The 24,363-nt window shown below is 48.6% G+C and carries 17 protein-coding genes and 1 riboswitch; of the genes, 12 read left to right on the plus strand and 5 right to left on the minus strand.

Annotated elements, in window-relative coordinates:
* The first annotated feature begins 1 nt into the window (after position 1).
* On the plus strand, positions 2 to 637 hold the full coding sequence (locus ACYVD3_RS07635; RefSeq protein ID WP_460641910.1) for a helix-turn-helix domain-containing protein: 636 nt from the start codon (positions 2 to 4) through the stop codon (positions 635 to 637).
* A gap of 52 nt (positions 638 to 689) precedes the next feature.
* Here ACYVD3_RS07635 and ACYVD3_RS07640 read toward each other — a convergent pair whose 3' ends face one another.
* From ACYVD3_RS07640 to ACYVD3_RS07650, 3 genes are read right to left on the minus strand one after another with little or no spacing between them, the layout of a single operon-like run.
* Positions 690 to 2,624: a GHKL domain-containing protein gene (locus tag ACYVD3_RS07640; protein ID WP_460641911.1), complete on the minus strand. Its 1,935-nt coding sequence runs from the start codon at positions 2,622 to 2,624 to the stop codon at positions 690 to 692.
* Positions 2,617 to 4,878 (minus strand): LPXTG cell wall anchor domain-containing protein, encoded by a 2,262-nt coding sequence (locus ACYVD3_RS07645; protein ID WP_460641912.1) that lies wholly within the window; start codon positions 4,876 to 4,878, stop codon positions 2,617 to 2,619. The genes ACYVD3_RS07640 and ACYVD3_RS07645 overlap by 8 nt, the downstream gene beginning before the upstream one ends.
* Positions 4,875 to 5,600 (minus strand): LytR/AlgR family response regulator transcription factor, encoded by a 726-nt coding sequence (locus ACYVD3_RS07650; RefSeq protein WP_460641913.1) that lies wholly within the window; start codon positions 5,598 to 5,600, stop codon positions 4,875 to 4,877. Before ACYVD3_RS07650 ends, ACYVD3_RS07645 begins: the two co-directional genes overlap by 4 nt.
* Positions 5,601 to 5,809: 209 nt before the next feature.
* Between ACYVD3_RS07650 and ACYVD3_RS07655 the strand changes: the two genes are divergently transcribed.
* From ACYVD3_RS07655 to ACYVD3_RS07670, 4 genes are all read left to right on the plus strand, one after another.
* Entirely contained in the window at positions 5,810 to 6,190 is a 381-nt protein-coding gene (locus ACYVD3_RS07655; RefSeq protein ID WP_460641914.1) for a response regulator, read from the plus strand.
* Positions 6,187 to 6,582, plus strand: coding sequence for a response regulator (locus ACYVD3_RS07660; RefSeq protein ID WP_460641915.1), 396 nt, complete (start codon positions 6,187 to 6,189; stop codon positions 6,580 to 6,582). The genes ACYVD3_RS07655 and ACYVD3_RS07660 overlap by 4 nt, the downstream gene beginning before the upstream one ends.
* Positions 6,583 to 6,658: 76 nt before the next feature.
* Complete coding sequence (locus ACYVD3_RS07665) at positions 6,659 to 13,948, plus strand: S-layer homology domain-containing protein (protein ID WP_460641916.1); 7,290 nt, start codon at positions 6,659 to 6,661, stop codon at positions 13,946 to 13,948.
* A gap of 22 nt (positions 13,949 to 13,970) precedes the next feature.
* Positions 13,971 to 14,058: riboswitch (cyclic di-GMP riboswitch) on the plus strand.
* A 345-nt stretch (positions 14,059 to 14,403) separates the two neighbouring features.
* Complete coding sequence (locus tag ACYVD3_RS07670; protein WP_460641917.1) at positions 14,404 to 14,898, plus strand: sigma factor-like helix-turn-helix DNA-binding protein; 495 nt, start codon at positions 14,404 to 14,406, stop codon at positions 14,896 to 14,898.
* 321 nt (positions 14,899 to 15,219) lie between these two features.
* Here the strand turns inward: ACYVD3_RS07670 and ACYVD3_RS07675 are convergent, their stop codons facing one another.
* Positions 15,220 to 16,491: a sensor histidine kinase gene (locus tag ACYVD3_RS07675; protein ID WP_460641918.1), complete on the minus strand. Its 1,272-nt coding sequence runs from the start codon at positions 16,489 to 16,491 to the stop codon at positions 15,220 to 15,222.
* 24 nt (positions 16,492 to 16,515) lie between these two features.
* On the minus strand, positions 16,516 to 17,241 hold the full coding sequence (locus ACYVD3_RS07680; RefSeq protein WP_460641919.1) for a LytR/AlgR family response regulator transcription factor: 726 nt from the start codon (positions 17,239 to 17,241) through the stop codon (positions 16,516 to 16,518).
* Positions 17,242 to 17,431: 190 nt separating this feature from the next.
* On the opposite strand from ACYVD3_RS07680, the gene ACYVD3_RS07685 reads away from it, so the two are divergent.
* The 7 genes from ACYVD3_RS07685 to ACYVD3_RS07715 all read left to right on the plus strand — a co-directional run bounded on the left by ACYVD3_RS07685 (position 17,432) and on the right by ACYVD3_RS07715 (position 23,991).
* The gene (locus tag ACYVD3_RS07685) at positions 17,432 to 19,339 is read left to right on the plus strand and encodes a WG repeat-containing protein (protein ID WP_460641920.1); all 1,908 of its coding nucleotides are present in this window, start codon (positions 17,432 to 17,434) and stop codon (positions 19,337 to 19,339) included.
* A gap of 161 nt (positions 19,340 to 19,500) precedes the next feature.
* Positions 19,501 to 19,905: a hypothetical protein gene (locus tag ACYVD3_RS07690; protein ID WP_460641921.1), complete on the plus strand. Its 405-nt coding sequence runs from the start codon at positions 19,501 to 19,503 to the stop codon at positions 19,903 to 19,905.
* Positions 19,906 to 19,936: 31 nt separating this feature from the next.
* Positions 19,937 to 20,515: a DcrB/PsbP domain-containing protein gene (locus tag ACYVD3_RS07695; RefSeq protein ID WP_460641922.1), complete on the plus strand. Its 579-nt coding sequence runs from the start codon at positions 19,937 to 19,939 to the stop codon at positions 20,513 to 20,515.
* An 84-nt stretch (positions 20,516 to 20,599) separates the two neighbouring features.
* Entirely contained in the window at positions 20,600 to 21,154 is a 555-nt protein-coding gene (locus ACYVD3_RS07700; RefSeq protein WP_460641923.1) for a LemA family protein, read from the plus strand.
* An 8-nt stretch (positions 21,155 to 21,162) separates the two neighbouring features.
* Positions 21,163 to 22,842, plus strand: a complete 1,680-nt coding sequence (locus ACYVD3_RS07705) for a DUF2207 family protein (protein ID WP_460641924.1) — start codon at positions 21,163 to 21,165, stop codon at positions 22,840 to 22,842.
* Positions 22,843 to 22,851: 9 nt separating this feature from the next.
* Positions 22,852 to 23,775 carry a DUF4428 domain-containing protein gene (locus tag ACYVD3_RS07710; RefSeq protein WP_460641925.1) on the plus strand — a complete coding sequence of 308 codons (924 nt, stop codon included), beginning with the start codon at positions 22,852 to 22,854 and terminating at the stop codon, positions 23,773 to 23,775.
* A 36-nt stretch (positions 23,776 to 23,811) separates the two neighbouring features.
* Entirely contained in the window at positions 23,812 to 23,991 is a 180-nt protein-coding gene (locus tag ACYVD3_RS07715; protein ID WP_460641926.1) for a hypothetical protein, read from the plus strand.
* The last annotated feature ends 372 nt before the right edge of the window (positions 23,992 to 24,363 follow it).

A 24,363-nucleotide genomic window follows, 5' to 3' on the forward strand; every position in this document is an offset into this window, starting at 1 on the left:
AATGATGACAAAGCAAGCTGAATTAAAACAACAGGCATATGCCAGCAATTTGAAAAGCCGTGCGCTTTCCGTACTGATTTATCTGATTGACCGTTCCAATGCGGATTTAACCTGTTTTCCTGCCATTCCAACCATGGCAGTACAGCTACATATCTCTGTATCTACCGTGAAACGTGCCTTAAAAGAGCTTGTGGACGCAGGCTTTCTACAAAAGGACAGTCGTTTCCGTGAAAATAACCGTGGGCAGACTTCAAACCTCTATACGCTAATATTTAGGGAGGAAGTACCCACACCTGATAATGACAATAACCCCAAGCATGGGGATTTTATAGAGCCTGCTAAACAGAGCACACCCAAAGGCGAATGCAAGGCAGAGCATATCACATTTTCTATTATTGCTTCTAAACAGAATCAGTGTAATTATGAGCCACAGGAAACAGCAGATCAACAACCACCACAGCATGAGCTAAAACCTTGTATTCCCCACATATATACCCCTATTCACCTTGTATTTATCCATGGGCTGAAACTTCCACAAATCCTCTCTACGGGCAAAGAAAACGCAGAGCAATTTCTACCCTGCGTTGCTAATCTTTTTATATGGATGGGGGCGGGGGTCAATTTGCAGCCCCCTTGAACTATCCAGTCTAATTGTTTATAAAAGCGAAAAATTAAGTAATAGAATTCGGTTATACCGGTGAAAGTATTCTTTTTTCTACCCCTATCGGCAGGGACACCTCTGCATGGAAGCCCTTTTCATCAGCGTACAGATTGATTACGCCGTTATATCGCTCCACAGTTTCCAAAACAGAGGAAACGCCAAGACCGAAGCCACTTCGCTTAGAGGATAAATATTTTCCACCTCTGGTTTTCAATTCTCCGTCAAAGCTGTTGTCCACAACAAATTCAAGCTGCCCATCCTGTACCCGTCCGGCAATAAAAATTGTCTTATCGCCAGTTTGTTGACGCTGGCAGGCTTCCACTGCATTTTCCAGCAGGTTTCCAAGAAGACCGCAAAGATCGACAATCGGAAAATCAAGCACTGCGGGAAGCGAAAGCCTTGCGCGGAACTGGATACCAGCGGACTGCGCAAGATTGCTGTAATACTGCACCAGTGCGTCCAGTTCAATGTTATCTGTCAGACGGCCAAGCCGGGTTCCCTCGTTGATCTCCGTGATACCGCGGATATAGTTTTCCAATTCCTCACAGCGTTCTTCTCCGGCAAGTGTCATTAGAGTGCGCAAGTGATGTCTAAAGTCATGGCGCAGCTTAGCACTTTCCTCCACCTTCTGGTTCATCTGCCGCAGATGCTCTACCTGCATGGTGAGCTGGCGTTTCATCTGCCGCTGTTCCTCCGCATAGACAAGGCTGTACCGGTATCCAATGGCTACATCGTACAACAGAACCACTCCAGTTGCGATGACAAGGCTTAAGCTGCCCCATTCCTGAAACCAGCCGCTAAGGATTGGCTCGTAGTTCGGCAGGAGGCGATCCCAGACAAAGGCGCAGGCATAGATAATATCCGCATAGAGCAGTATGGTTGCCTTTTCTATATTTCGGCGTACCGCCATAGCGGCGGTAAACAGAAGATAAACAGCAGTAAGTAGCTTAAAACCAAAAACCAGATTGGAAAAGGCAAGCATGACCGGCAGTGTAAGATGCGCAGCAAACAATCCGTAAAGAAATGCCAGTACACAGACCACCCCTGCAACGGCGCCGCTGATTACCTGCATGGCTTTCTTTGTATCGCAAATGCGATTGTGAAGAATTATCACGAGTAGCGTTACCAAATACCCGCTGACCAGTTCAATGGAATACCATGGCTGGATTGGTAGCGGCAGGATACCATGCACCACACAGTAGGAAGTAAACACTGCGGTCGAAAGGCATAAAAGGAAAAAGAGCCAGATATTGTTCCCCCTTCGGGTACGGATGGCAAGATAAAAGCTAAAAATGGCAAGCATCAGTGTTACCGTGACCAGAATCAGGCAAATCCCGAACCGCAATCCCCGGATTGTGTAAACATTCAGGGGTTCACCGAAGGAAGGCGGATAAGCCATACCGCTGTATATCCAAGAGTAGTCACTGACCGCAAGCAGAAGTGTCACCTTGCCTGAGCCTTCGAAGGTGATGACACGGCATTGGGTCTGATCCTGATAATTGTCTGCGTCCGGTTCACCCATTTGCAGCTTCAGTTTATCATCCATGTATAACCGGTAGGCGGAATAGATTTCCGGCAGCTCCATGGCATAGGTATGCTCCTCCTCCGGCAGATACAGCGTTAAGGCGTAGCTAGCGCTTCCGTGAGGGGAGCGGCGGGAGTCGCCCATGGAAAAATTGGACTGCTCTCCGATGGACAGGTACTGATAATTGTCACCCTGCTGCTTTAAGGTTTCCGGTGTCAGCAGACGATCCGCATAGAAACGCCAGCCGTCCCGCAGATAGCGGATGGGCGTGTTCGTCCAGTCTGCTTCTGAAACATACAGTGCGCCGTTAATGGCTTGGGGCGCGGCTTTTGTGTACTTGTTGTCAAAGTGGTATAGGGCGAGAAACAGAACGGAGGAAATGGCAACCATCAGAAGTAGCGCCAAAGACCGTCGTATTACAAAAGGTTTTTTATCCATGGCGTTTCCTCCTGAAAAATGTAATCCCTCCCGCAGCTAAAAGTAATCCGCCTGATACGGGAAGCAACGGCAACATATCTTTCTGTGCCTCCTGTGTATTTGATCGTTGCAGAATTGTGTAAGTTCCTGCCTCATTTGCCGCAAAGCGTAGAAGCTCCCCGTCATAGGAAACATCTGTAATCTGTTCGCCAGCATCGTTTTGAATGGTTATATCAGTATTTTTCGACTGCGGCATATATCGAAGCCGCAATACCGTTCCCGAAAGCTGCGTAACCGATTTGCCAGAAGCCTCTACTGAAAGCACAATCTGATTGTTTTTCGGCTGGGTCAGCGTAACAGTCAGAGTATCCGTATCCGACAGGTTCAGTGCTAAAAGCAGATTGCTCGGAATACTGACGGTTAAATCTCCAGAACCAAACACGACGCTTTCCTCCTCTTTGCAGAGATCCTTTAGACGCATACCGGAAATGACCGTTTGGGTCGGAGAATAGGATTCTGTAACAGCAGCGGATTCTTGATCAGCTGAACTTTTGTCCGATTGTGCATTGTTATCGTCCGGTGCAGGATTCATCACTGCTTGGGCGCTGTCCTTCGGCTTGGGTACTGCATCGTTTTCCTGCTCAGAAGAAGCGCTCTCTGCTTCCTGTGAAAAGAAAGCATCGGAAAACGCTGGTACCGCTGATTCGGTTGGGGCGGCAGGAGTCACGGCTGCCGGTTTCTCTGTCACTGGCACCTGAATCTGTGAATTACTATCGCTGTTATGATTTCCGTTATTTTGAGAGTCACTTGGTAATTGGGACGTAGTTGGAGTCGGTTGGGTTCCGCCTATTGAGGAATCCTGTTCCTCCTGTGGCTTCTGTTGTTCTCCCGATGTGGAGCCTGAATCCAGTGGTGTGCCATCTGCTTCGGAGGAAGTACCGCCCGGAGCAGGCATATCATTACCGCCGTCCTGATTGTCAGCCCCATTTGAATTATCTGTTGGTAGGGTCGGGGTTGGCGCTGGTTGTGTGCCGGTTCCCGAACCTCCGCCGTTTACGTCACCGCCATCCCTGTCACCGCCGGAATAATCGAGGATACTAAGCTCTCCGTCATATTGAAAGGTCAGAACACCGGTCTGACCGCCGGGATAGGTCACCTTAAGCTCATAAGTGCTTCCATAGGTAAGAACTTGTTGGGAAAGCTGGAGACCATCGGAGACAAACAGGAAGCCATCACTTAAGCTTGTCCATTCTCCGCCATCCTGCCGCATCCATAGGTGAAACTCATCCAGCTGTTCCTCCTGCGCGGCAGAAAGCACCCACGGAAAGTGCAGAAAGCCACGCCCGGCTACGCAGCAGTTAATATCCGGCTCGCCGGGAACCTGAATGGAAATCGCGCAAAGCTGCCGGGGCAGAGAAACACCATCTGTCAGCGTATATTCTGTTCCAAGGTCGGGTGACGTAAAAACATAGTACACGCCAGCCGCGACAGTATCTACGGCATCCAACGACCATGCACCCGATATTAAGTCATAGGGATTACCATCTTCGTCATAGCCGGTGAAACCCATAGTAATCTGAGAAAACCACTGGGAAAGCTCCTCTTTTGTGGTTCCTACGGGGAATGCCACGGCATCTGTCCGGTCGGGTTCATCGAAGTGAGTTAGAATGATTGCCGCAGACGTTACGGTAAGCACCTGAGAAATTACCTGTACGGAAATGGAGACAGAATTCTCTATATCGTCCGCAAACGTCGTTCCCTCTGGAATGGAAATGCTCCCAATCACAGTGTAGCTGCCGGGTGTCTCTGCATCCATTGTGCTGAAATCCCATGTAACAGACAATGTAAGCGGATAGGAAGAACCATCCTTATCCGCTGTGCCGGAAATGTTGATGGAATCCAGTTCATTATGTAACTGGGTAAAGCTAGTATCGCCGCAAGCCGTATTGAACGTACCTGTGAAAGCTTCCGGGGTAGTATAGGAAATGATGCTGCCGGTATAGTCAAAGCTGTCAGGAACAGCATTGTCTTCAGTTCCGTCCGTTACGACAGTGCTGTCATCTGTACCGCTGGTTTCATTACCATCCGTGACCATATCTGCATCAGAAGGAGTCGCAGTGTCTATACTGTCATCCGAAACAGAGCCGCTACCGGAATCGGTAACAGTTTCCGTGGTTTCGGCAGGTATAACCGGCTCCTCCGCGGCCAGCACAGACGGTGCAAGCGCTGTGCAAAGCAGAAGGGCTGTTAAAATCAGTGCAAGTATCTGCTTCATATGCCCTCCCCCCGTAGCGAACCAGCGGAGAGACTCAAACGCTGCTGCTGTACCTGCCGTTGCAGGCGCCTGCTGACCGGCAGCTGCTCCCCATTTTTCAGGATGAGATAATCGCTGCCAAGCTCCCGCACTTCCTTTAGGTTGATTACAATACCCTTAAAGCAGGACATAAACTGCGGATAGGAGCAAAGCTTATCGGTAAGCTCCGAGAAGCTGCCGGATACCGGAACGAGACAGTCCTTTAAATGGATACAAGCACAGCGGTTCTGATAATCCGCATAGAGAATCCTGTCCAGCGTGATTTCCAACAGCTGATTTCTTGTGGTAACCGTGATGGAGGGAACGCTCTGCGGCTCTTGGGTCTTGCAGTAATGAAGAGCCCTCGATAGCTTGTCCAATGTGGCTGGCTTTACGATGTAATCCGCAGCACGGACATCGTAGCTTTTTACACCAAATTCTGAGCTGGTGGTAAGGAAAATAAGATTCAGATTCTCGTCCAGCTGCCGAAGTTTCAGTGCGCAGTCAACGCCGTTTTCGTTGTTCAGAAAGATATCCATAAAGACAACATCATAGGTACCCGGTATGTAATCATTAAGCAGTTCGCTGCCACTATGAAATTCTGTAATTTGCATCGTCTGCTGCTGATTGGTTTCATATTGTTTCAAAAGGCTGCGGAGTATTTCACACTCAGTAGCCATATCGTCTACGATTGCCGCATTCATTTGAAATTCCTCCTTTGCATATAATTATCCAGTTAACATTATACCATATTTTTGTAGAAAAAAATAACCGCTTGTGCAGATTTTCGACCGCTTGATCATAACCTATTGAAAAACACTTGACAAAATGCTACCTTAATAAAAACTATCAAACTTCTGTGAAAGAGGCTTGGTAGTTGATTTTTTAGTTTTATAAGGAAGGAGGAGGTCGCGTGAATGTCGCATTGTGTGCAGCGTTCTTGGAAGAGGACATCTGGGAAAACCGTCTGGTAACGGCGGCTCTCCCACAAAGGATTGAAATTACGGAGTGTAATAGTGTAAAAGCACTTCTAAAGATACTGGAATTAAAGCCGTTTTCACTGCTAATTGTCGTGTTAAACGGTGTGGCTGGACTGGAAGCGGTGCGACAACTTCAGGAAAAAGCACCGAGCATCCCGATTCTGTGGATTTCCGATGAGGATTACAGCTTGTTTGGCTATCAGTACCGTGTAAGCAGATTTCTGTGCAAACCAGTATCCGATGTTCAGCTGCGGGAAGCAGTGGCAGGCTGTCTGACGCTTTCGGAAAAAGGAGAGGAGGAAACAGCAAAATGACAAAAAACATTGCGTTGTGCGGGATAGAGGAAGAAATTATCAGTACACTGGAACGTTGCGGCGAATACCGTGTTCTTCGCTTTTTTGACGAACCGGAGCGACGCGGAGACGTAAAGCTTGCATATTTTCTGCGGGACGGGCCACCTGTGGCACTTGCCGTTGTGGGTTATCCCGGTGCCGAGGGGCTTGCCGCCTGTGACTATCTTCGAACGCAGAATTGTGAGCTGCCCATCCTTTGGCTGTGCGACCGCAGTGAATTTGAGCCGGAGGCAAAACGGATTGGTGTGACCTTTTACGGTACCGGTCCACCTGGCACGGAGCTACTTGCCACGAGGTTGCTCAGTGCCATTTCACAGGCGGATGCAGGAACAGTTGCTTGTCGCAGTGGATAAGTGAAAGAATATCAGTAAGACAAATAATAAGGCAATGCCGCTTTAAAAAGAAAGGCATTGAGCAATGGAGGAGCATATGAAAATAAAACAAATGACAGAACGCCTAAATAGCGTTCCTGTCAGAAAAAAAGCAAAGAGGCTATTGGCGATAACGCTGGCTGTGCTGATGGTGAACCCTGTCACAGGCTATGCCGTTACTGCCCATGCACAGGAAATGGGAACAATTACCGCTTTTGGGAACTTGTCCAGTGAGATTGCCACTCAGCAGCTTGCAGTGGGCGCCGAGGAATCGGACATTAACCTGCCGGATACACTTAGCGTAACACTCAGTGTTTATGGGGTGGACACAGCAGAAAACGTTGTGGAAGATTCGCAGACCGAGGAAATTCCTACCGAGGAAGTAAAACCTGATGAGAGTAATTTGGAAGAACCAGCGGCTGACGAATCTCCAGCTGATGATTCTAGCGTTTCTGGGAATGATGCGGAAGAACCACAGGAAGATGGAAATAGTGCAGAGGATAACACCGCTACGGACAGCCAGGCTACCGTGGTCTTGGATAGCGGCGACGTACCTTTAGCCGCAACCACCACTGGCTCCGCAATCAGCGCAGACCTAGACGATGCAGATGACGAGCAGACAGAAACCGAAAAAATCACTTCGGAAGAGCGGACGCTGACGGGCATTACATGGCAAATCAACGCGGTGCGTAGCGGTTCGGATACCTTTGATTCTGCTAATGCAGGTGCGGTATTTTTCTATGAGCCGGTTCTGCCGGAAGGCTATACCCTTGCGGATGGCGTGAGCCTGCCGCAGATTCAGGTACAGATTGAGGAAAGCGTCCGATGGGTGTTCAGCCAAAGCACCACCATAGACGGCGTTGAAATTACTGTTAAGGCGGAAAAGGACGTGTTCCCGGAGGGGGCTGTCCTTCATGCTGAGAAAGTAACCAATGCAGAGGACAAAGAAAAAATCCAAAGTGCTATCAGTGAAGAAGTACAATCAGTAGATACGGCAAAAAATGTAACGAAGCTGGTTTCCTTTGACATTACCATTACAGATGCGGAGGGCAACGAGCTTCAACCGGATACCTGCAAGGGCGAGGTAAAGGTTTTCTTCGCGCAGCTGCCTATGGTGACAGAAGACACTGCTCCTACACAGGAGCTGAAGATCTTTCACATGGATGACTCTTTGAACAATGCACAGGGGCTGGATACCACTGTGAATCAGGAAGCTGGAACGCTGGAAGCGCCTGCGGAGCATTTTACGGTGTATACGGCAGCGTTGCTGACCGCCACGGCGGAGGACGGCAAAGCCAGTGTGACCGATTCAGAGGGCGCGGTAACTTATTATGACACCATAGAGGAAGCCTTTGCCGCGGCACAGGGCATGAGCGGCAGCACGCTGAAGCTGCTGGCGAACGTCAGCGCAGGTGACCTCTCCGTCTCGTCGAATCCAATGGTATTGGATCTAAACAGCTTCACCCTCACCTGCGGCAAAATCGATGTCGGAAACGCCTTCACTCTGATTGATACTGGGAGCGGCGGCAAAGTGCTCGGCAATAACGTCAATGGAGCCATTTGGCTAAATAATGCGCAAATCACAATCAGCGGAGGCCGCATCGAGGCGACTGGAGCGTATGCCAGCGCCCTTAGAATCTTCTCCGGAAGTGCCATCATCGAGGGCGGAAGCTTTCACTCCCAAAATGGATATGGTGTGATGCAACAAGCAGGCAGCGTCAGCATTAGCGATGGCGAATTCAGTACAGGTTCGCCTGCTGCCCGCACCGGCTTTAGCACTAACGGCGGTACTGCCCAAATCAGCGGCGGTCGCTTTATCAATGGCATGGGTGTGAGTGGGCGCACGCTGAACGATATCATCTCCTCCGGACATGCCCTGAAAAAACAGGATGACAGCTATATTCTGGATTTGAGTCAGAGCACCATCAAGGATGATGTATCCGTCGTCGAGGCGAGCATTGCCATCACCGGCCAGCCAACGGGTGCGGAGCTGCTCGAGGGCTATGAAGCGGGCGCTCATACGCTTACCGTGCCAGCCACGGCAAAGCCCGGCGTTACCATCTCCTATACATGGTATCGGAATGACACAGAGATCTCTGATGCGAATGAAGCCACTTATGCGCTTCCCGCAGGACTTAGTGCTGGAGCTTACGTTTACTATTGTAAATTATCCGAATCCGGCGGTTATTATGTCCTGTCCAATAAAGTGACTGTTAAGGTCTACAGTTCGGCGGTGGAAATCACCCAGCAGCCCACAGCCGATCAAAGCACGGTTGTGACAGGGTACACAAATCCACCAACCCTTACCATCGGGGCCAGACTTCCGGCAGGGCTTTCGGGCGAGTTCAGCTACCAGTGGTACCAAAAGTCGACAACAGGCGCTGAGGATGCGAAGGTGGGAGAAAACCAGTCATCCTATCAGCTGCCCATTGGTCTGCCTCAGGGCAGCTATACCTACTACTGCAAGCTCAGCTACGCGGCCTCCGTCGTCACCAGCGATCCGGTGACCATTTCCGTTGCTGACGCCGTGGCCAGCATGCAAAAGGCAGGCGAGACAGATATAACCTATTTTACGGACTTGCAAGATGCCTTCAGCTCCGCCCCAAATAACGGCAGCGCCACAATAAGACTTCTGAAAGACTGCACCAGAGATAGTGATTTGGTAGTGTATCAGAATCGAGTAATTATCTTTGACCTGGGCGGACACACGCTGACATTTTCAAATAACAATGGAGAAGGGATAAAAAATTATGGATATGAATCCGGTCAACTAACGCTAGAAAACGGCAATCTTGTGGGGAATGGTTTTAGTGTCATCCTATGGGGAGGAAAATCCCTAACCGTCCGTAATACGACAATAAAGAACCAAAATGTCGACGTTCATGCCCTTATATTCAATGCAGGAGAAAGCTTAGGATACAGTGGCAGAAGCCTATGGCTTGAAGAGGGTACAGTGCTTGAGGCTCAAAATAAAAGTGTCACAGGAGGAAATGTAGGTGTCCTCAATATTATGAATGGAGGCGACGTTCATATTAATGGCGGCACCATCCGCAACACTGGCAGCGGCGTTGTGGTCTATGCCTCAGTGAGTCAAAATATTCACTTGAGTAAGGCCGGAGTGATTCAGGGCGGCAATGGACAAGTCGTCGGGAATGTCTATTTCGATGAGGACGATACTGACGTTACCGTATACGGCGGTATGGAATACCATCTTCTGAACGAAATGGTGGAGGACGGAAAGGCAACAGTGGCCTATGCAGACAGCAGCAAAACCGCAATGTACAATAAGTCTTACGGTGAGAGCGGGGCAACCGTCAGCGTCACCATAAGCCCCAGTGCAGGAAATGCCATCGGTGGACTGCCTGAAATCAGCTACGATGGGTCACAGACAGTCTCAGACGTCACAAAAGCCAGCACAGAAGGCTATGGTATAGCAGATCAGGCGCTGACCTTTACCTTTACCATGCCAAAGGGCACCCCCGTGTTCCGTGTGCCGGTCAAACAGCCCAATGCCATTAGCGCGGTGGAGGGAAAAAATTCCAAGGTCTATGACGGCAACGGTTTTAATGTAAGCACAATCAAGGGAGAGTTTGCTACTTGGAACGGCAACGGAGTCGCTACCGTAGAGGGGTACTATACCAAGAACCAGGCAGGGGACTATATCCAGACTACTGTCAATGGAAGCGGGGCGACTATGACTGGTGGAACGCCTGTCAATGCTGGCAGCTATTATGTCAAACTGGCGGTGGGCGAAGGCAGTGAGCATTTGTCAGCTGTAACCTATCTTCCAATCACTATTACACAGGCAGAGCTTGAGATCACCGGCCTTGCTGCCACCAATCGTCCCTATGACGGCACGAATACTGTCGCTCTGACAGGCGGCACCTTGAGTGGCATTTGTGGAACGGATGATGTGACCGCCGCCGTGCCTACTATCGGCACGGTAACGGACGGCAATGTGGGCAATGACAAGGCAGTAACGGTTGCAAAGCCATCCCTTTCCGGCACGGCGGCGGGTAACTATAAACTGGCGGATATCAGCAATATTACGGTGAATATTACACCTGCTGTGCCGGTACTTTCGTGGCCACAGGCAGCACAAACCGTCACTTATACCAGCAGTGCTGTTTCCGTAACCTCTCCTGTGGTTACTCTGGTAAACAATGAGACATTCAGCGGCAACATCACCTATTCCTACAAAACGGCTGATGCCACAAGCGACACAGACGGCTTGCCTACCGATGCAGGCACCTATTTGGTAAAGGCTCATATCAAAGCGGCAGGCAACTATGTGGCTGCTGACAGTCAAGATATGACATTAACAATCGAAAAGGCTACGCCGACCATTACCATCAACACCATGGATGGCAAGATTTATGACGGCACAGCTATTGCAAGCCCGCCAAATGGCAATATGACCATCACCGGTGCGGCTTATGGTGATGTGAAATTCGTCTACAGCAAAAACAGCGATATGGGCAGCTCCCTTTCTGCACCGCCCCAAAATGCGGGCAGCTACTATGTGCAGGCAAGGATATCCGAAACGAACAATACCCATGCAGTGCAGTCTGCTGCTGTGGGCTTTACGATTACTAAGGCGTCAGCACCTGCTGTGGCTGATCCCGACAAGTTCTCTATGATGATAGGACTGGAAAAGGGATACGAGTTTGACCTGACAACTCTTACAATGCCGACAGATGCCGGGACGAAGACCTACTCCGTGGCAGAACCAAGTGATACAAGTTTATTTAAATTAGTACCGACGATCAACGGCAATACCTTGCGCTTCACCTCCGCAAATGCTGCAGCAGCGGGAAAAACGGCAACGGCGCTTGTGACCATATTGAGTGACAACTACGCAGATGTGACAGTTACATTCAATTTTGAGATTATCGATAAGGCTCCCGTTGTGATCAGCGGTGTCAGAGTTGCCTCCAAGGCTTATGATGGCGCCGTAGCGGCTTATACGGGAACACCCATGGCCAAAGCCGGCGGCAGCACGGTCGCAGTTTCAGGCTATGACTATAAATGGAGCAAGGTGGATGGAACACCGCTGACTGAAGCACCCAAGAACGCTGGAGACTATAAGCTGATGGTATCCGTCAAGGCAGACGACCCGAAATATATGGGCAGTGCAGATGTGACCTTTACCATCAGCAAAGCGACTGCCACAATCAAGGCGGATGACAAAAATATTCTCATCGGTGCTACAAAACCGAGCTACACCGCAACCGCAACAGGACTTGTCAACGGTGATACCATCAGTGGAATTACCTTTACAGACAATGCCGTCAATACCAACACCAAGGGGAGCTTTACCATTACTCCGGTTGGTGGCACGATTAGCGGCGGCAATGACAACTACAACATAACCTATGAAACAGGCACGCTGACCATCAATATTGATGTGTCCTCCATTGATACCGCAATCGCAGCGGCAAATACCGCAAAGAACGGTATCTCAGTAGACGACAGAGCGGCAAGTCAAGTATCAAGCGGTACGAAATTTGTCACCACAGCGGAGATGAGTGCACTGATATCTTCGATTAGCACAGCTACCGCATCAAAAAGCACTGTATCGACCATAGAGGAAGCGAAAGCGGCTGCAATGGCTCTTAACGATGCAGTGACTATATTCAAGGCAGCAATCAAAACCGGAACTTATATAGCACCTAGTGGCGGTGGCTCTTCTGGCGGGGGTACATCCTCAGGAGGAAGCACGACTACAACTCCTGCTCCTGTCGCAACACCGGAAAAGATGCCAAACCAGCCAGTTACGGCAATGGCTCCTGTCATAGCAACAGCAGTGACGAACGGTGCGGCAAGTGCATCTATCCCGGATAAAGCGATAACCGATGCCATTGCAAAAGCACAAGCTGACGCAAAAGCACAGGGCAAGACTGCAAATGGAATTTCAGTGGAGCTGGACGTTACTATGCCAAAGGGCACAGCTTCCTTGACAGCAACCCTTACCCGTAACTCTTTGGACAGTCTTGTGAGCGCTGGGGTCAGTAGCCTTGAAATCAACGGCTCCCTTGTACAGGTAAGCTTTGATAAAAAGGCGTTGACTGAAATCCAGAAGCAGAGCAGTGGTAATATCAGCATTGCCATTGCACCAAAAACGAACCTTTCCGATGCGGCAAAAAAATTAATTGGTACAAGACCGGTATATGACATCACTGTAGGCTATGGCAACGGTAAGAGCGTATCCAGCTTTGGCGGTGGAGTTGCAACAGTATCTATTCCATATACGCTGGGCAAGAATGAAGCAGTCGGCGGTCTGTATGCGGTCTATGTAGACGCAAAGGGCAACGCAAACCGCATTGCAGGCTCTGCCTATGATATAAATAGCGGCTGTGTTATTTTCACAACTACCCACTTCTCGCAGTATGGTATCGGTTATACCGCACCGACAGCGAAGTTTACAGATATCAGCACCCATTGGGCAAAGGAATCTGTCGATTATGTGGTAGGAAGAGGGCTTCTTTCAGGAACCTCGGACACAGCATTTTCACCTAATTCCGATATGACGCGGGGAATGTTGGTAACAGCTCTTGGCAGACTGGCAGGAGTGGACACAAAAGCGTATACGGGGAACAGCTTCACAGATGTCAATGCGGACAGTGCATATCGTCCGTATATTGAGTGGGCGTACAGCAAGGGCATTATTCAAGGCATCGGAGGCGGCCAGTTTGCCCCAGACAGGGCGATTACCCGTGAGGAAATTGCAGCAATCTTTGCAAACTATGCAAAGGCAACCGGCTATACGTTGCCAATCACTCGTGAAGCCACAACTTACGCTGATGCGTCTAGTATCGGCAGTGCTTATAAAGATGCCGTAAAGGCAATGCAACAGGCAGGTATTATGATGGGCGGCAGTGACAATAAGTTTAATCCGAAAGGAAATGCCACCCGTGCGGAGGTTTCCTCCATGCTTAACCGTTACATTAAACTTACCATTAACCCTGACACAGCGCAGGGCTGGACGCTGAATGACGCCGGACAGTATCTGTACTACAAGGATGGCAAAGCCCTCACCGGCACACAGACCATCGACGGTGTGAAATATTTCTTCAACACCGACGGTACGCTGAAAACCGGCTGGGTCAAGGACGGCGATAACTGGCGTTTTTATTCAGGTAAGACAATGTTAGTCGGCTTTTGGGATCTCGGTGCAAACGGAAACAACAAGACCTATTACTTTACCAAGGACGGTCTGATGGTATCCGGTAAGTGGCTTGAGATTGACGGTAAATGGTATTACTTTAACACCGACGGTTCTCTTGCCCGAAGCACCAAAATCGACGGCTATGAAGTCGATGAAAAAGGTGTAAGAAAAGCAAAGTAACCGGCAACCATAATAAACAGAATTGAATTAAGGGCAAACCCATCTAAAGATGGGGACGCAAAGCCGAGGGTCTAAGGCGCACATTGTGCTATGATAGTCTGGCTGCAAAAAAACTGCAAAGAGCCTGCTCTCTATTCTAAGGGCAGGCTCTTGTCATAAGCAGTTTTAGCTAAATTATATGAAGTACAATCCCCTTTCGCTATGCGCCATAGCGAAAGGGGTACCCATATGAGCATTCCAAACTTCCATCCTTTTCGGGGGTGGAAATAAAGACGGCGCACTACAAATTCATATCAACAAATACAAAAAGACAGCATTTTGCTTTTACAGGCAAAGTGCTGTCTTTTTGTATTTGACAAAGTTCCTATTGATACGACAATTTTCGGCTATCTATTGCCGTGGCCCTCCCTCCGATTTGTTTCGCATTTTAGCAAAACAGATCGGAGGAAAGGAACATGAAGAATTATAAAGATAGCGATTATGCAAGGAATAAATTCAGTGAGGGCATTGTCTACCGCTTTGCAGACCGTATCGTGGAAATTACGCTTAAGGATTACCTTGCGGAGAATCCAGAGAAAACGGTAGAGGATTTTATGGAGTTGAAAGCCCTGTCGGATGAAATTTATCATCAGCAGGTTATAAACGATAATCGGACAAGCCGTTTGGATGTGAGCATCAACGGACTGGAGGATACCGGGCAGCTTGCCACAGTACCCTTGGATACGGAATGGATACATAAAAGTGATAGTAGAAATGCCATGGAGGCGGCAAAGCAGCTTATGGACAGTGGGAATTTGACAGAGGTACAGCGGCGGCGGTTTATTTTGCATTTCTTTCAAGGGTTATCCTATCGGCAAATTGCAAGTCGTGAAGGAGTGCATTTTACTTCTGTTCATGAAAGTATAGGGGCAGCTACGGCAAAACTGCAAAAGTTTTTTGAAAAAAATTAATTTCGTACCCCTACATCCCCTGTTTTTTTGACATTGGGTAACCTAAACGGTAAACAGTGAATAATTGCCGTCTGCTGATACATACTGCCCACTTCACCACGGTTTAGAAAATGTCCTTATGATACTGTGGAGAAAGCCGAGGGTTTAAGGTGCCTTAGGACGCTATGATAGCCTGACTACAAAAACCGCATAGAGCCTGCTCTCAGAATAAAGGGCAGGCTCTTGCCGTATTTTACAAATATCTGTGGTGTCAGGCAGAGCGTTCACTATGAGCGATGGCAAAAAAGCACAATATGAGGAATTAATAGATAAAACAATCTCCTATGCAGTGGCCTGAAATATAAACCAGCCGTCCTTGACTGAAAACTGGAATACACCGCCATGCTTTTCCACGATATGTACCATGCTCTTTGTGCCGAAGCCATGTCCCTGTTCTTTTGATACTGGAAGTCCTTGTTGAAATATCGGCTCTGCCTGATAGCTGTTGCGAATGTCAATGCACAGCTTAGTATTCTTAGAGTACACACGCAGCTGGATGATTCGTTTGTTGCTGTCAGGGATCTGTTCACAGGCATGAATGGCGTTTTCCAAGGCGTTTGACAATAGAGAGCAAAGCTCAGTATCGCTAAAGGGAAGCGAATCAGGCAGTTTCGCATCCACCGTCAGCAGGATTGACCCTTGTTTCGCTTTCGTAGCGAAAGCGGATAAAATCAGGTTGACGGTTTCATTTTCGCAAAAGCGCAGGGGCGTGATGGCATCCATGTCGGACTGGGCAGTTCGTAGGTACTCTTTAATCCCCTCTATGTGTTCCTTTGAGGCCAGTCCCTGTAAAAGAGCAAAATGGTGGCGCATATCGTGCCGATAGGCTGCGGCATTCTGCTGTAGCTGCCGCAGAGAAGCAAACTCTGTCTGCGCCAACCGAAACTGTGCATCCAACATATCCTTTTCTCTTTGAAGGCTTGCCTGTTTTTGTGTCTCAGCGTAGTAAAGGATAACAAACACAAAATAGAAAACGGATATTGTTGAGGGCATGAACTGTACCGCCCATTCGGTGCCACTGTAAAGCACATCGGTGTAGATGGCGGTTATGTAGTCAAATAGATAGTAAAAAAGCGGGACTCCGCCTAAAAACAAGCAGGATTTAGTGGACTTTTCCATCAACTGCCGGACAGAGCCGGCCACATATCTTTTCAAGAAGTAATAGGCCAAAAAAACGGATGCTATATAAAAAATATGGTCTGCAAGCCTGCTGTCCAAAACGGCTCCTGCAAGGAAACCAAACCAGCGTGGCGCTTGACAGCAAAGATAACCGGAAAGCACGCTGACAGTGGATATGAGCCACGGCCGCTTATAGTAGAAAGAGAATATTACGATTAGCGGCAGATGGATAATCAGCGGATACAGCTTTGATGTCAAATCCAAGCCCAAAAGCCACCAACTGGCGGTTTGAACGAAAAGGAAAATGACACAGAGCAAGCCCGTGACGAGCCTGTTTTTCTTTGTGAGTTCTATCCCCGCAAAGAGAACGGACACCGTGATGCCAAAGACCAGAGAAAATCCAAATCGTAAGAGTCCTATCACCGTTACTGCCATTTTAAAGCACCTCCCTCCATTTTCTTATTCCCCTTCCATTTGATAATTCAGATATTGCTGCTTCATCTCCTTTGCCTTGCCCTGTGCGATAGGAACAGAGGAAAGAGTCTGTAAAGTTATCTGATGGTTTTCAATGGTATCCACATACTGCATATTCACAAGATAAGAGCGGTGAGGTTTGATAAAGCACCCATAGTTCAGAAGATTGTCGCAGACAGCGGAAAAAGACTCCGTACATTCGATGACCTTGCCGGAGCGCAGGTGATATAGCACGTTTCTGCCGATGACCTCGACAAAGACCAAATTGGAGATCAGTATTTTTTGAATCCCCTCATTACTTTTTACAATCACCGCATCCTCTTCTTCTTTCGCTTTGATCTGCTCCAGCAGCTCGTCAAAGGTGAAGAACAGCTTCTCCTTTGAAATTGGCTTGAGTACATAGTTGATAGCTTTCACTGAATAGCTTTCCAAAGCAAATTCGGGCGATGAGGTAAAGAATAAAATCGGCGCGGTTTTGTCAAAACCGCGGATCGCCTTCGCCACCTCAATACCCGTAAAGCCCGGCATAATGATGTCCAAACAGTATATATCAAGCCGCTTTCCTTTTTCCAAGGCCGAAATCAATTCAAATCCGTTTGGAAAGACGGCGTGTTCGCAGCTTAGCTGTCTTGATGTTCGGTACAGGTCGATGAGATGTACCATATTGGATAGCTCTTCAATATTATCGTCACAGACTGCAATTTGCAGCATAAGAGTTCCTCCTCTCTATGATTCTATTTCTCCAAGCTGATTTTACCATAAAAACCGACAATCTGAAACTATGATTCATGTCGAAAAAATCATGTTTCATGCAGCGGACGGTTTTTAGGGCAGATTTTTGATAGATTGAACGTGGAACAATAAACGGTATTTCGTTCATTTAAAAAGGAGGAACAACATTATGAAAAAACGATTTATGAGCATACTGCTCACACTGTGCATGGTGCTTACCCTGCTGCCGACAACGGCGTTTGCATCAGGCTGGGCAGCAGAAAACACGATTACCAAAGGTTGGTACCATCTCCGCTGTATGAACAATTACCTCAATTTGACTGCCGACGGAGCCGCAGAGCTACGCAAGCTTTCTGAAAATGAAGCCTTTTATGTGGAAAGCAAGGGCGGCAGCCAATATACCTTGAAAATGAAAAACGGCAGATATTTGGGGCTTGAGGGTACGAGAAAAGACGGTGTGAGAGTAAAAGCGGTAGATAGCCCTTATACTTGGCTTATCCATTGGGAAGCGACTAACTTTAACAAAGAAAAGTCGGACATTTTCAGTTTGCGTCCGCCCGAAGCTTCAAAAATGGTCGTTAATGCATCCGGTGAGAAAAATGCGGACGGAACTTCCATTATTATATGGAAACATGAGAAGTTAGACGCCCCTAATCATGCTGAATTTCGGTTTATTCCTGCAACCACAACAGCAGATCCTACCGGTGAGAGATGGACAACTTATAAAGAAAATGGGTTGATGGGCTACAAAGACCAGAGCGGCAAAGTGGTGATTAAGGCGCAGTTTGATGACGCGGAAAAGTTTTCTCAAGGGATAGCCAGGGTTTATGATAAGTCCAAAGGTGCGGCCGCTTATATCGACACCACAGGCAAGCTCATCACGCCGTTCAAATATTACTCTGCTGCGAGTAGTCATATCGTTTATGACGGTTTGATGCTGGTAGGTATCTATGGGGATGACGTAGTCAAGGCCATTATGAATGGGGACGGCGTAGCGTACACCGAGTCGGTAGGGAGCGATACTGTAGTCGTGATGAAAAGCGGCAAGAAACTTAAATATGACCTCAAATACGGCTTTATCGACACAAAAGGAAAAGAAGTAATACCGCTGCAATTTGATGAAGCATCCTCATTTCAAGAAGGTATGGCAACGGTGTTCAAGTCCCAAGGCTGGTATGAAGGCTTTGCTATTAACAAGATTGGTTATATTGACACAACGGGGAAGATGGTCATCCCGTATCAGTATGGCGGCGACAACCTTTATGACGGGAACGTTTTCAACTACAAAGAAGGATTGACCTGCTTCTTCAAGTACCTCGGGAAGGATGGCTTGTCTGCTGACGGGTGGGTTTCATATGCTCCGGGAGGCATAATGGATAAGACAGGTAAGGTTATCGTCCCGCCCAACCCTGATAGATATTATCATTCAGATCAGTTTGGTCTCCAATGGAAAGATGGCGTTATTGTGAACAACTACTCCACGGAAGTGAATGCGAAAGGTATACCCACAAAAGGCGGGGGAAAAGAGTGGTCTTTCACGGAGTTATACAACTATTCGGGTAAGTTAATTAAAAAACTCGATGAATACACCGATGCTATGCCTATAGGCGGCGGATTTACGCTGGCCCTTCACCAAGTACCCTATGGTAAAACGGTAAAATATCTGGATACCGAAGCCTATGAGGGTTATTGGACTGTCTTTGACCGCAACGGCAAGATTGTGGTTGATAATGTGCAAAAGAATAACTTCTACCTTCTTAACAGTGCTTATGGCTATGCGAACGGCTACGTCTATTTCAGCGGCGAAGGCTATAAGGTCTCTGAGACGCCTGCCATGGTCACACCAACCCCCAGAACCGAAGTGACCGCCACACCAAGCAAGACGAGCTTTGTTATGAGCAGCAAGCCCGTATCTGTTACAGCGGCATATAGCATAAACAGCACCAACTACCTTCAACTGCGCGAGTTTGCACAAAAACTCTCCGGCACAGCATCGCAGTTCAACGTGTATTGGGACGGTGCAGCAGGTCAGGCAGTTATTCAGCCCGGCGTGGCCTATACGGGGTCAGCATCATAGTGATAATCCGAAAGGTGTGAACCCTTTTCATATCCAAAATCATGTTTCATGTCGAAAAAATCATGTTTCATGCAGCGGACGGTTTTCTGTGGCAGGTTTTTGATAGAGTGAACGCAGGAAATCTCCCCTATACAACCCAACAGAAAACGGAGGATTTAGAAATGAAAAGGTTACTGGTACTTATAATGGCACTTGCCATGACGCTAAGCCTTGCAGCCTGCGGAGGAAGCGATTCTGCTCCCGCAACGTCTCCTTCCACACCCGCACAAGTCGAGAAAATGGAATTTACAGCAGAACAGCAAGCCCTTGCACAGGATTTTATGAGCATGGCAGAAGAATTTGATGCAATTGCTGACAAGGTAAATGCAAGCCCTGAGCTTTTGGAAAATGAAGAGCTTGTCACTGCTATGAATGACCTTTCCAATGAAATTATCAAGGCGGACGAATACTTTGCCAGTCCTGAAACGCTCACACCTGAGATTATGGGGGCCCTGACAGTAGCCATTGATGTAGGCCGTACATTCATCGCTGAAGCCAGTGCCGCTTTAGAAGAAATCGGCCATTGATATTCCCTGCACACCACAAAAGCAAAAGAAAATGGAGGAATTTATAATGAAAAAATTACTGGTACTTATGATGGCACTTGCCATGACGCTGAGCCTTGCAGCCTGCGGAGGAAACAATTCCGCGCCCGCTTCCACGCCTGAGACATCGGCGCCTGTCGCTTCGGATGTCACACTTGTCAACAAGGTAGCAAATTACACCGCGCTGCTCATTCCCAGCGATTTTGGCGAATTTAGTGACAAAGACGGCTACGCTGTGGCTGAAGGTCCCAATGCCAGCATTGTCGTAACACCTACATTCCCATCGGATACATGGATTGAGGATGTTACCGAGGACTATATGCTTGAATCACTGGGGGATACCTATTCCAACATCAAGGTGCTTGCTTTTGATAATCCTGCTAACCTTGCGGGAGTGGATTCCTTATCCTTCCTCTGCACAGGCGACAGCAATACCAGCGGCAAGAACGTAACCACTTGTCAAATTATTTTATATTTCGCAATCGATGGTCAGAATTGCGAGCAGCATATTGCTTTTACTTACAGCACAGGGGCAAATTCCTCCCTTGAGGCGAATCTGGCCGATATACTTCCGAGTATCACATTGGAGTAATCACGCATACAGGCAACAAAATAGGCAGACGGACAAAACTGTGGTCTGTCTGCCCATCAAAAAATTAAAAAAGGAGACTTTATTATGCTGCCAACTTTCATCACAATCGCCGTAATTATTGCGGTCATTGTTCTATGGATCATCTCCACCCAGCGCAGACTGGTGGTGCTGGATGAGAATATCAGCAATGCCATGAGCCAGATCGGGGTGCAGCTTTCCAGCCGTTTTGATGCTCTGACGGCCCTTTTGGATTTGACAAAGGGCTATGCCAAGCACGAAAGCGAAACATTAATTCAGACAATTAAATCAAGAAGAAGTGTCATCACGGCAAAATCCACGCCGGATGATGTGATGCGTCAGGAAGGGGTTATTGCCGAAGCCTTGGGCAGGATTGCCATGGTAACGGAGCAATACCCCGACCTAAAAGCAAACCAAAACTATATCAAAACCATGGATGCGGTGCAGACCTTTGAAAACATGGTGCGCACCAGCCGCCTGATCTACAACGACAGCGTGACCAAGCTCAACCGTGAAATCCGAATGTTCCCAGTCTCTGCCATTGCCGGGATGCTGGGTTTTCAGCAAAGAGAGTATCTTGTGGAGCAGGCGGATAAAGCAGATATGCCAAGCATGAAATGAGGTGCCCGATGCGAAAAAAAGTAAGCGGCCTGATTCTATGCTTTGCCTTATTATTTGCCCTCCCTCTCCCAGCTTTTGCGGCAAATCAGGTAAATACCATGGATATTCAGGCTGTCATTTACGAGGATGGCTCCATGTACGTTACACAGGTATGGGAGGGAGATTTTGACGAGGGAACCGAAAGCTACATTCCCATGAACGCACCCGAAACCCTGACCATCAGCCAGCTTACAGTCTCCGACCAAAACGGGAGCTATGAAATGGTGTCGGATTGGAATATTGATTGGAGCTTTGAAGAAAAGACAAGAAAATGCGGCATCCATGATACGGACAGCGGGTATGAAATTTGCTTTGGCATCAGCCAGTATGGGCAAAACCACTATGCCATTGAATATAAGCTGGACAATGCGGTGGGCGGTTACAGCGACAGGGATGGAGTCAATTTCCGATTCGTAAACGATGGGATGAACACCACCCCCACCGATGTGAAGGTGGAAATCCGGCTGGCGGACGGTACGCCCATCACCGATGAAACCGCCGATGTATGGGGCTTTGGCTATGACGGACAGGTGGAATTTTCAAACGGCGCCATTCTCGCCTACACGGAAAGCCCAATCTATCCCGAAAACCATGTGACGGTACTTTTTTCTCTGGATAAGGGAATTTTATCCCCCTCACGGCAAGAAACGGGCAGCTTTGAAGAAGTAAGGGAAAAAGCCTTTGAGGGCAGCGATTACGATGATACCGAATCCACCGGCGAGGAGACATCTACATTTGCAGCCCTTACCTTGACAGTGCTGTCCATCGGACTTCCCATCGGGCTGATTATCTGGATTAGCAGGATGAAAAAGAAACACGCGGAGAAAAAACGGCAACGGTTTACAGAGGGGTTCGGGTATTTCAGGGACATTCCAAATGACGGCAATCTGAGCGCAACCTATGCGCTGGGACGGCTGTTTGATGTGTGTGAGGACGGTGCGATCCTCTCCACAGGAATACTGCGGCTGATTCAGCTTGGCTGCCTGTCCCCTGTGGAAACGCAGCAGGTCGGCTTGATGGGCAAAACCAAAGAAACTGTGAGCCTGCGGCTGGTGGGCAGCAATCATAGCAGTATGAACGAGTATGACGAGTACCTCTATACGGTATTGGAGGGCGCGGCCGGTTCGGATGCCGTCTTGCAACCAAAGGAGCTGGAACGCTTTGCAAGTCAAAACGACAAGCTGCTGCGTACCTACATACAAAAATGCGACAGCGCGGGCAGAGCCTATTTGAACCAAAAGCACTGCCTGAAACGGTGGGATATGCCGGTAAGGCTCACTCACCTGACGCCAGCCGGTGTACAGGAGCTGGGCGAGCTGATGGGGCTGAAACGGTATCTGACGGATTTTTCATTGATTGCTGAACGAGGTGTCAAGGAAATGCTGATTTGGCGGGAGCTGCTGACCTATGCCATGCTGTTCGGCATCGCCGATCAGGTGGCGGAGCAAATGAAAGCACTATACCCGCAAATTTCTGCCGAGCTGACCGATTATAGCGGGAGCATGGCGACCGCCTATTCCTACCACTATTTGCTTTACAGCAATATGAAGAAAGCCGAGGAACAGCGCAGCGGCGGAGGCGGTGGATTTGCTTCCCTTGGTGGAGGCGGCGGCTCTATCGGTGGCGGTTCGGGCGGCGGAACAAGATAATGAGAACAAATGGAGGAAATGATGATGGATCTATTTTCTAAAAAACCCCCTTGTCCCATCTGCGGCGGCAAGATTCCACTGCTTCTGCCATCGAAAATTGAGGGCGAATATATTTGTAACGACTGTTATAACAAGATTGATATGGATGCCGACAAGGAAAGCAATCTGACAATGCAGGGCTTTCGGGAATATCTGGCATTCTACCATCAAAACCAAATACTGAAAGACCAGTTCGTGGTTTCTGAGCGGATTGATCTCGGCCTTTGGGATACCAAAATCATCTTTGATTACCAGAACAAGCTGTTCTGTATGAGCAAAAACCCGGATAAAACCGTGTTTGAAGGCAAACAGCTAAAATCCTTTACCATTAAAGAGGACAACACCCCTCTGTTTGAGGGATCGGTATCGGGTATACGCCGTTATGCCAGCACCGTGACCGAGCGTGTTATGGCGATGGCACCGCAAATCGCACAGGTGGCAGCGAGCAAGCGGACGGCACGAACCCTTGACCGGCTGGACGACGGCAAGGTAAACAACTCCGCTTCGGTACCGTATTTTGATATTCTTGAACCCTTTCAGGCGTTTAACGTGGAGCTGCATTTCGACCACCCCTACTGGATGGTGCTCAAATGTGATATGGACGGTCCCCGGTTTAATAACACCCTCCCGGATGTGAACAACTATCTCCGGGACTATCAGCGCAGCGTGGAGGAACTTGAAAAATTGGCGGCGGCACTCCGAACGGTGGCCTTTCCCGGCGCAGCCGAGCAGTCTATTGGCCCCGGTATGGTGGGAATGGGGGCCTTACATACCAACATGGCTCCGCCTGCCGACGTCATCGAGGAAATCAAAAAATACAAGGCGCTCATGGAGGACGGCGTACTTTCCCAGCAGGAGTTTGAGGCCAAGAAAAAGCAGCTCCTTGGGATTTGAAGAACATCAACCCGTCTATGCGGAAGGGGGTATGACATGACTTACGCCTGCGAGGACTGCGGCTTTTTATTCTGCCGCGTGGGAGCGGTAAAGGAATGCCCTTCCTGCGAGAAAGCTCATATTCGCCCTGCCACCGAGGAAGAAGCCGATAGGCTGCAGAAACTTTTGGAACAAGGAAACACAAATTTACAAATCAAGGAGGAACAGACCATATGAACAAACGACTATTAAGTATGTTTCTTGCGCTGTGCATGATTGTGACCATGCTGCCGGTATCGGCAATGGCGGAGGAAATCCATACGACCATTGGCGGGAGCGGAGAAATCACCAACTTTGCACCGCTGACAGAAACGGAAAAAACAAGAGCCCTTGGCACATCCATTCAGGATTTGGAATTGCCCGAAACACTGACCGCCACGGTGCGGACAGCCGTGCCTGCCGACGAAAATCCTGTGCAGGATTCCGGCAACCCGGGAACGGCAACTCCCGCAACGACAACGGAACCTCAATGGGAAGAAACCACCGTGGAGATTCCAGTAACATGGGTTTCGCCCGGCTATGACAGGAATACCGAGGGCGAATATTTTT

The organism is Lacrimispora brassicae (assembly GCF_054772055.1).

What these genes read in the sequence shown, in the direction of transcription:
- ACYVD3_RS07690 (WP_460641921.1), top strand. Translation starts at nt 19,501, where the DNA reads ATGAAAAGGTTACTGGTACTTATAATGGCACTTGCCATGACGCTAAGC.
- ACYVD3_RS07650 (WP_460641913.1), bottom strand. Translation starts at nt 5,600, where the DNA reads ATGAATGCGGCAATCGTAGACGATATGGCTACTGAGTGTGAAATACTC.
- ACYVD3_RS07710 (WP_460641925.1), top strand. Translation starts at nt 22,852, where the DNA reads ATGGAGGAAATGATGATGGATCTATTTTCTAAAAAACCCCCTTGTCCC.
- ACYVD3_RS07675 (WP_460641918.1), bottom strand. Translation starts at nt 16,491, where the DNA reads ATGGCAGTAACGGTGATAGGACTCTTACGATTTGGATTTTCTCTGGTC.
- ACYVD3_RS07635 (WP_460641910.1), top strand. Translation starts at nt 2, where the DNA reads ATGATGACAAAGCAAGCTGAATTAAAACAACAGGCATATGCCAGCAAT.
- ACYVD3_RS07700 (WP_460641923.1), top strand. Translation starts at nt 20,600, where the DNA reads ATGCTGCCAACTTTCATCACAATCGCCGTAATTATTGCGGTCATTGTT.
- ACYVD3_RS07640 (WP_460641911.1), bottom strand. Translation starts at nt 2,624, where the DNA reads ATGGATAAAAAACCTTTTGTAATACGACGGTCTTTGGCGCTACTTCTG.
- ACYVD3_RS07670 (WP_460641917.1), top strand. Translation starts at nt 14,404, where the DNA reads ATGAAGAATTATAAAGATAGCGATTATGCAAGGAATAAATTCAGTGAG.
- ACYVD3_RS07680 (WP_460641919.1), bottom strand. Translation starts at nt 17,241, where the DNA reads ATGCTGCAAATTGCAGTCTGTGACGATAATATTGAAGAGCTATCCAAT.
- ACYVD3_RS07665 (WP_460641916.1), top strand. Translation starts at nt 6,659, where the DNA reads ATGAAAATAAAACAAATGACAGAACGCCTAAATAGCGTTCCTGTCAGA.
- ACYVD3_RS07660 (WP_460641915.1), top strand. Translation starts at nt 6,187, where the DNA reads ATGACAAAAAACATTGCGTTGTGCGGGATAGAGGAAGAAATTATCAGT.
- ACYVD3_RS07645 (WP_460641912.1), bottom strand. Translation starts at nt 4,878, where the DNA reads ATGAAGCAGATACTTGCACTGATTTTAACAGCCCTTCTGCTTTGCACA.
- ACYVD3_RS07695 (WP_460641922.1), top strand. Translation starts at nt 19,937, where the DNA reads ATGGAGGAATTTATAATGAAAAAATTACTGGTACTTATGATGGCACTT.
- ACYVD3_RS07685 (WP_460641920.1), top strand. Translation starts at nt 17,432, where the DNA reads ATGAAAAAACGATTTATGAGCATACTGCTCACACTGTGCATGGTGCTT.
- ACYVD3_RS07705 (WP_460641924.1), top strand. Translation starts at nt 21,163, where the DNA reads ATGCGAAAAAAAGTAAGCGGCCTGATTCTATGCTTTGCCTTATTATTT.
- ACYVD3_RS07715 (WP_460641926.1), top strand. Translation starts at nt 23,812, where the DNA reads ATGACTTACGCCTGCGAGGACTGCGGCTTTTTATTCTGCCGCGTGGGA.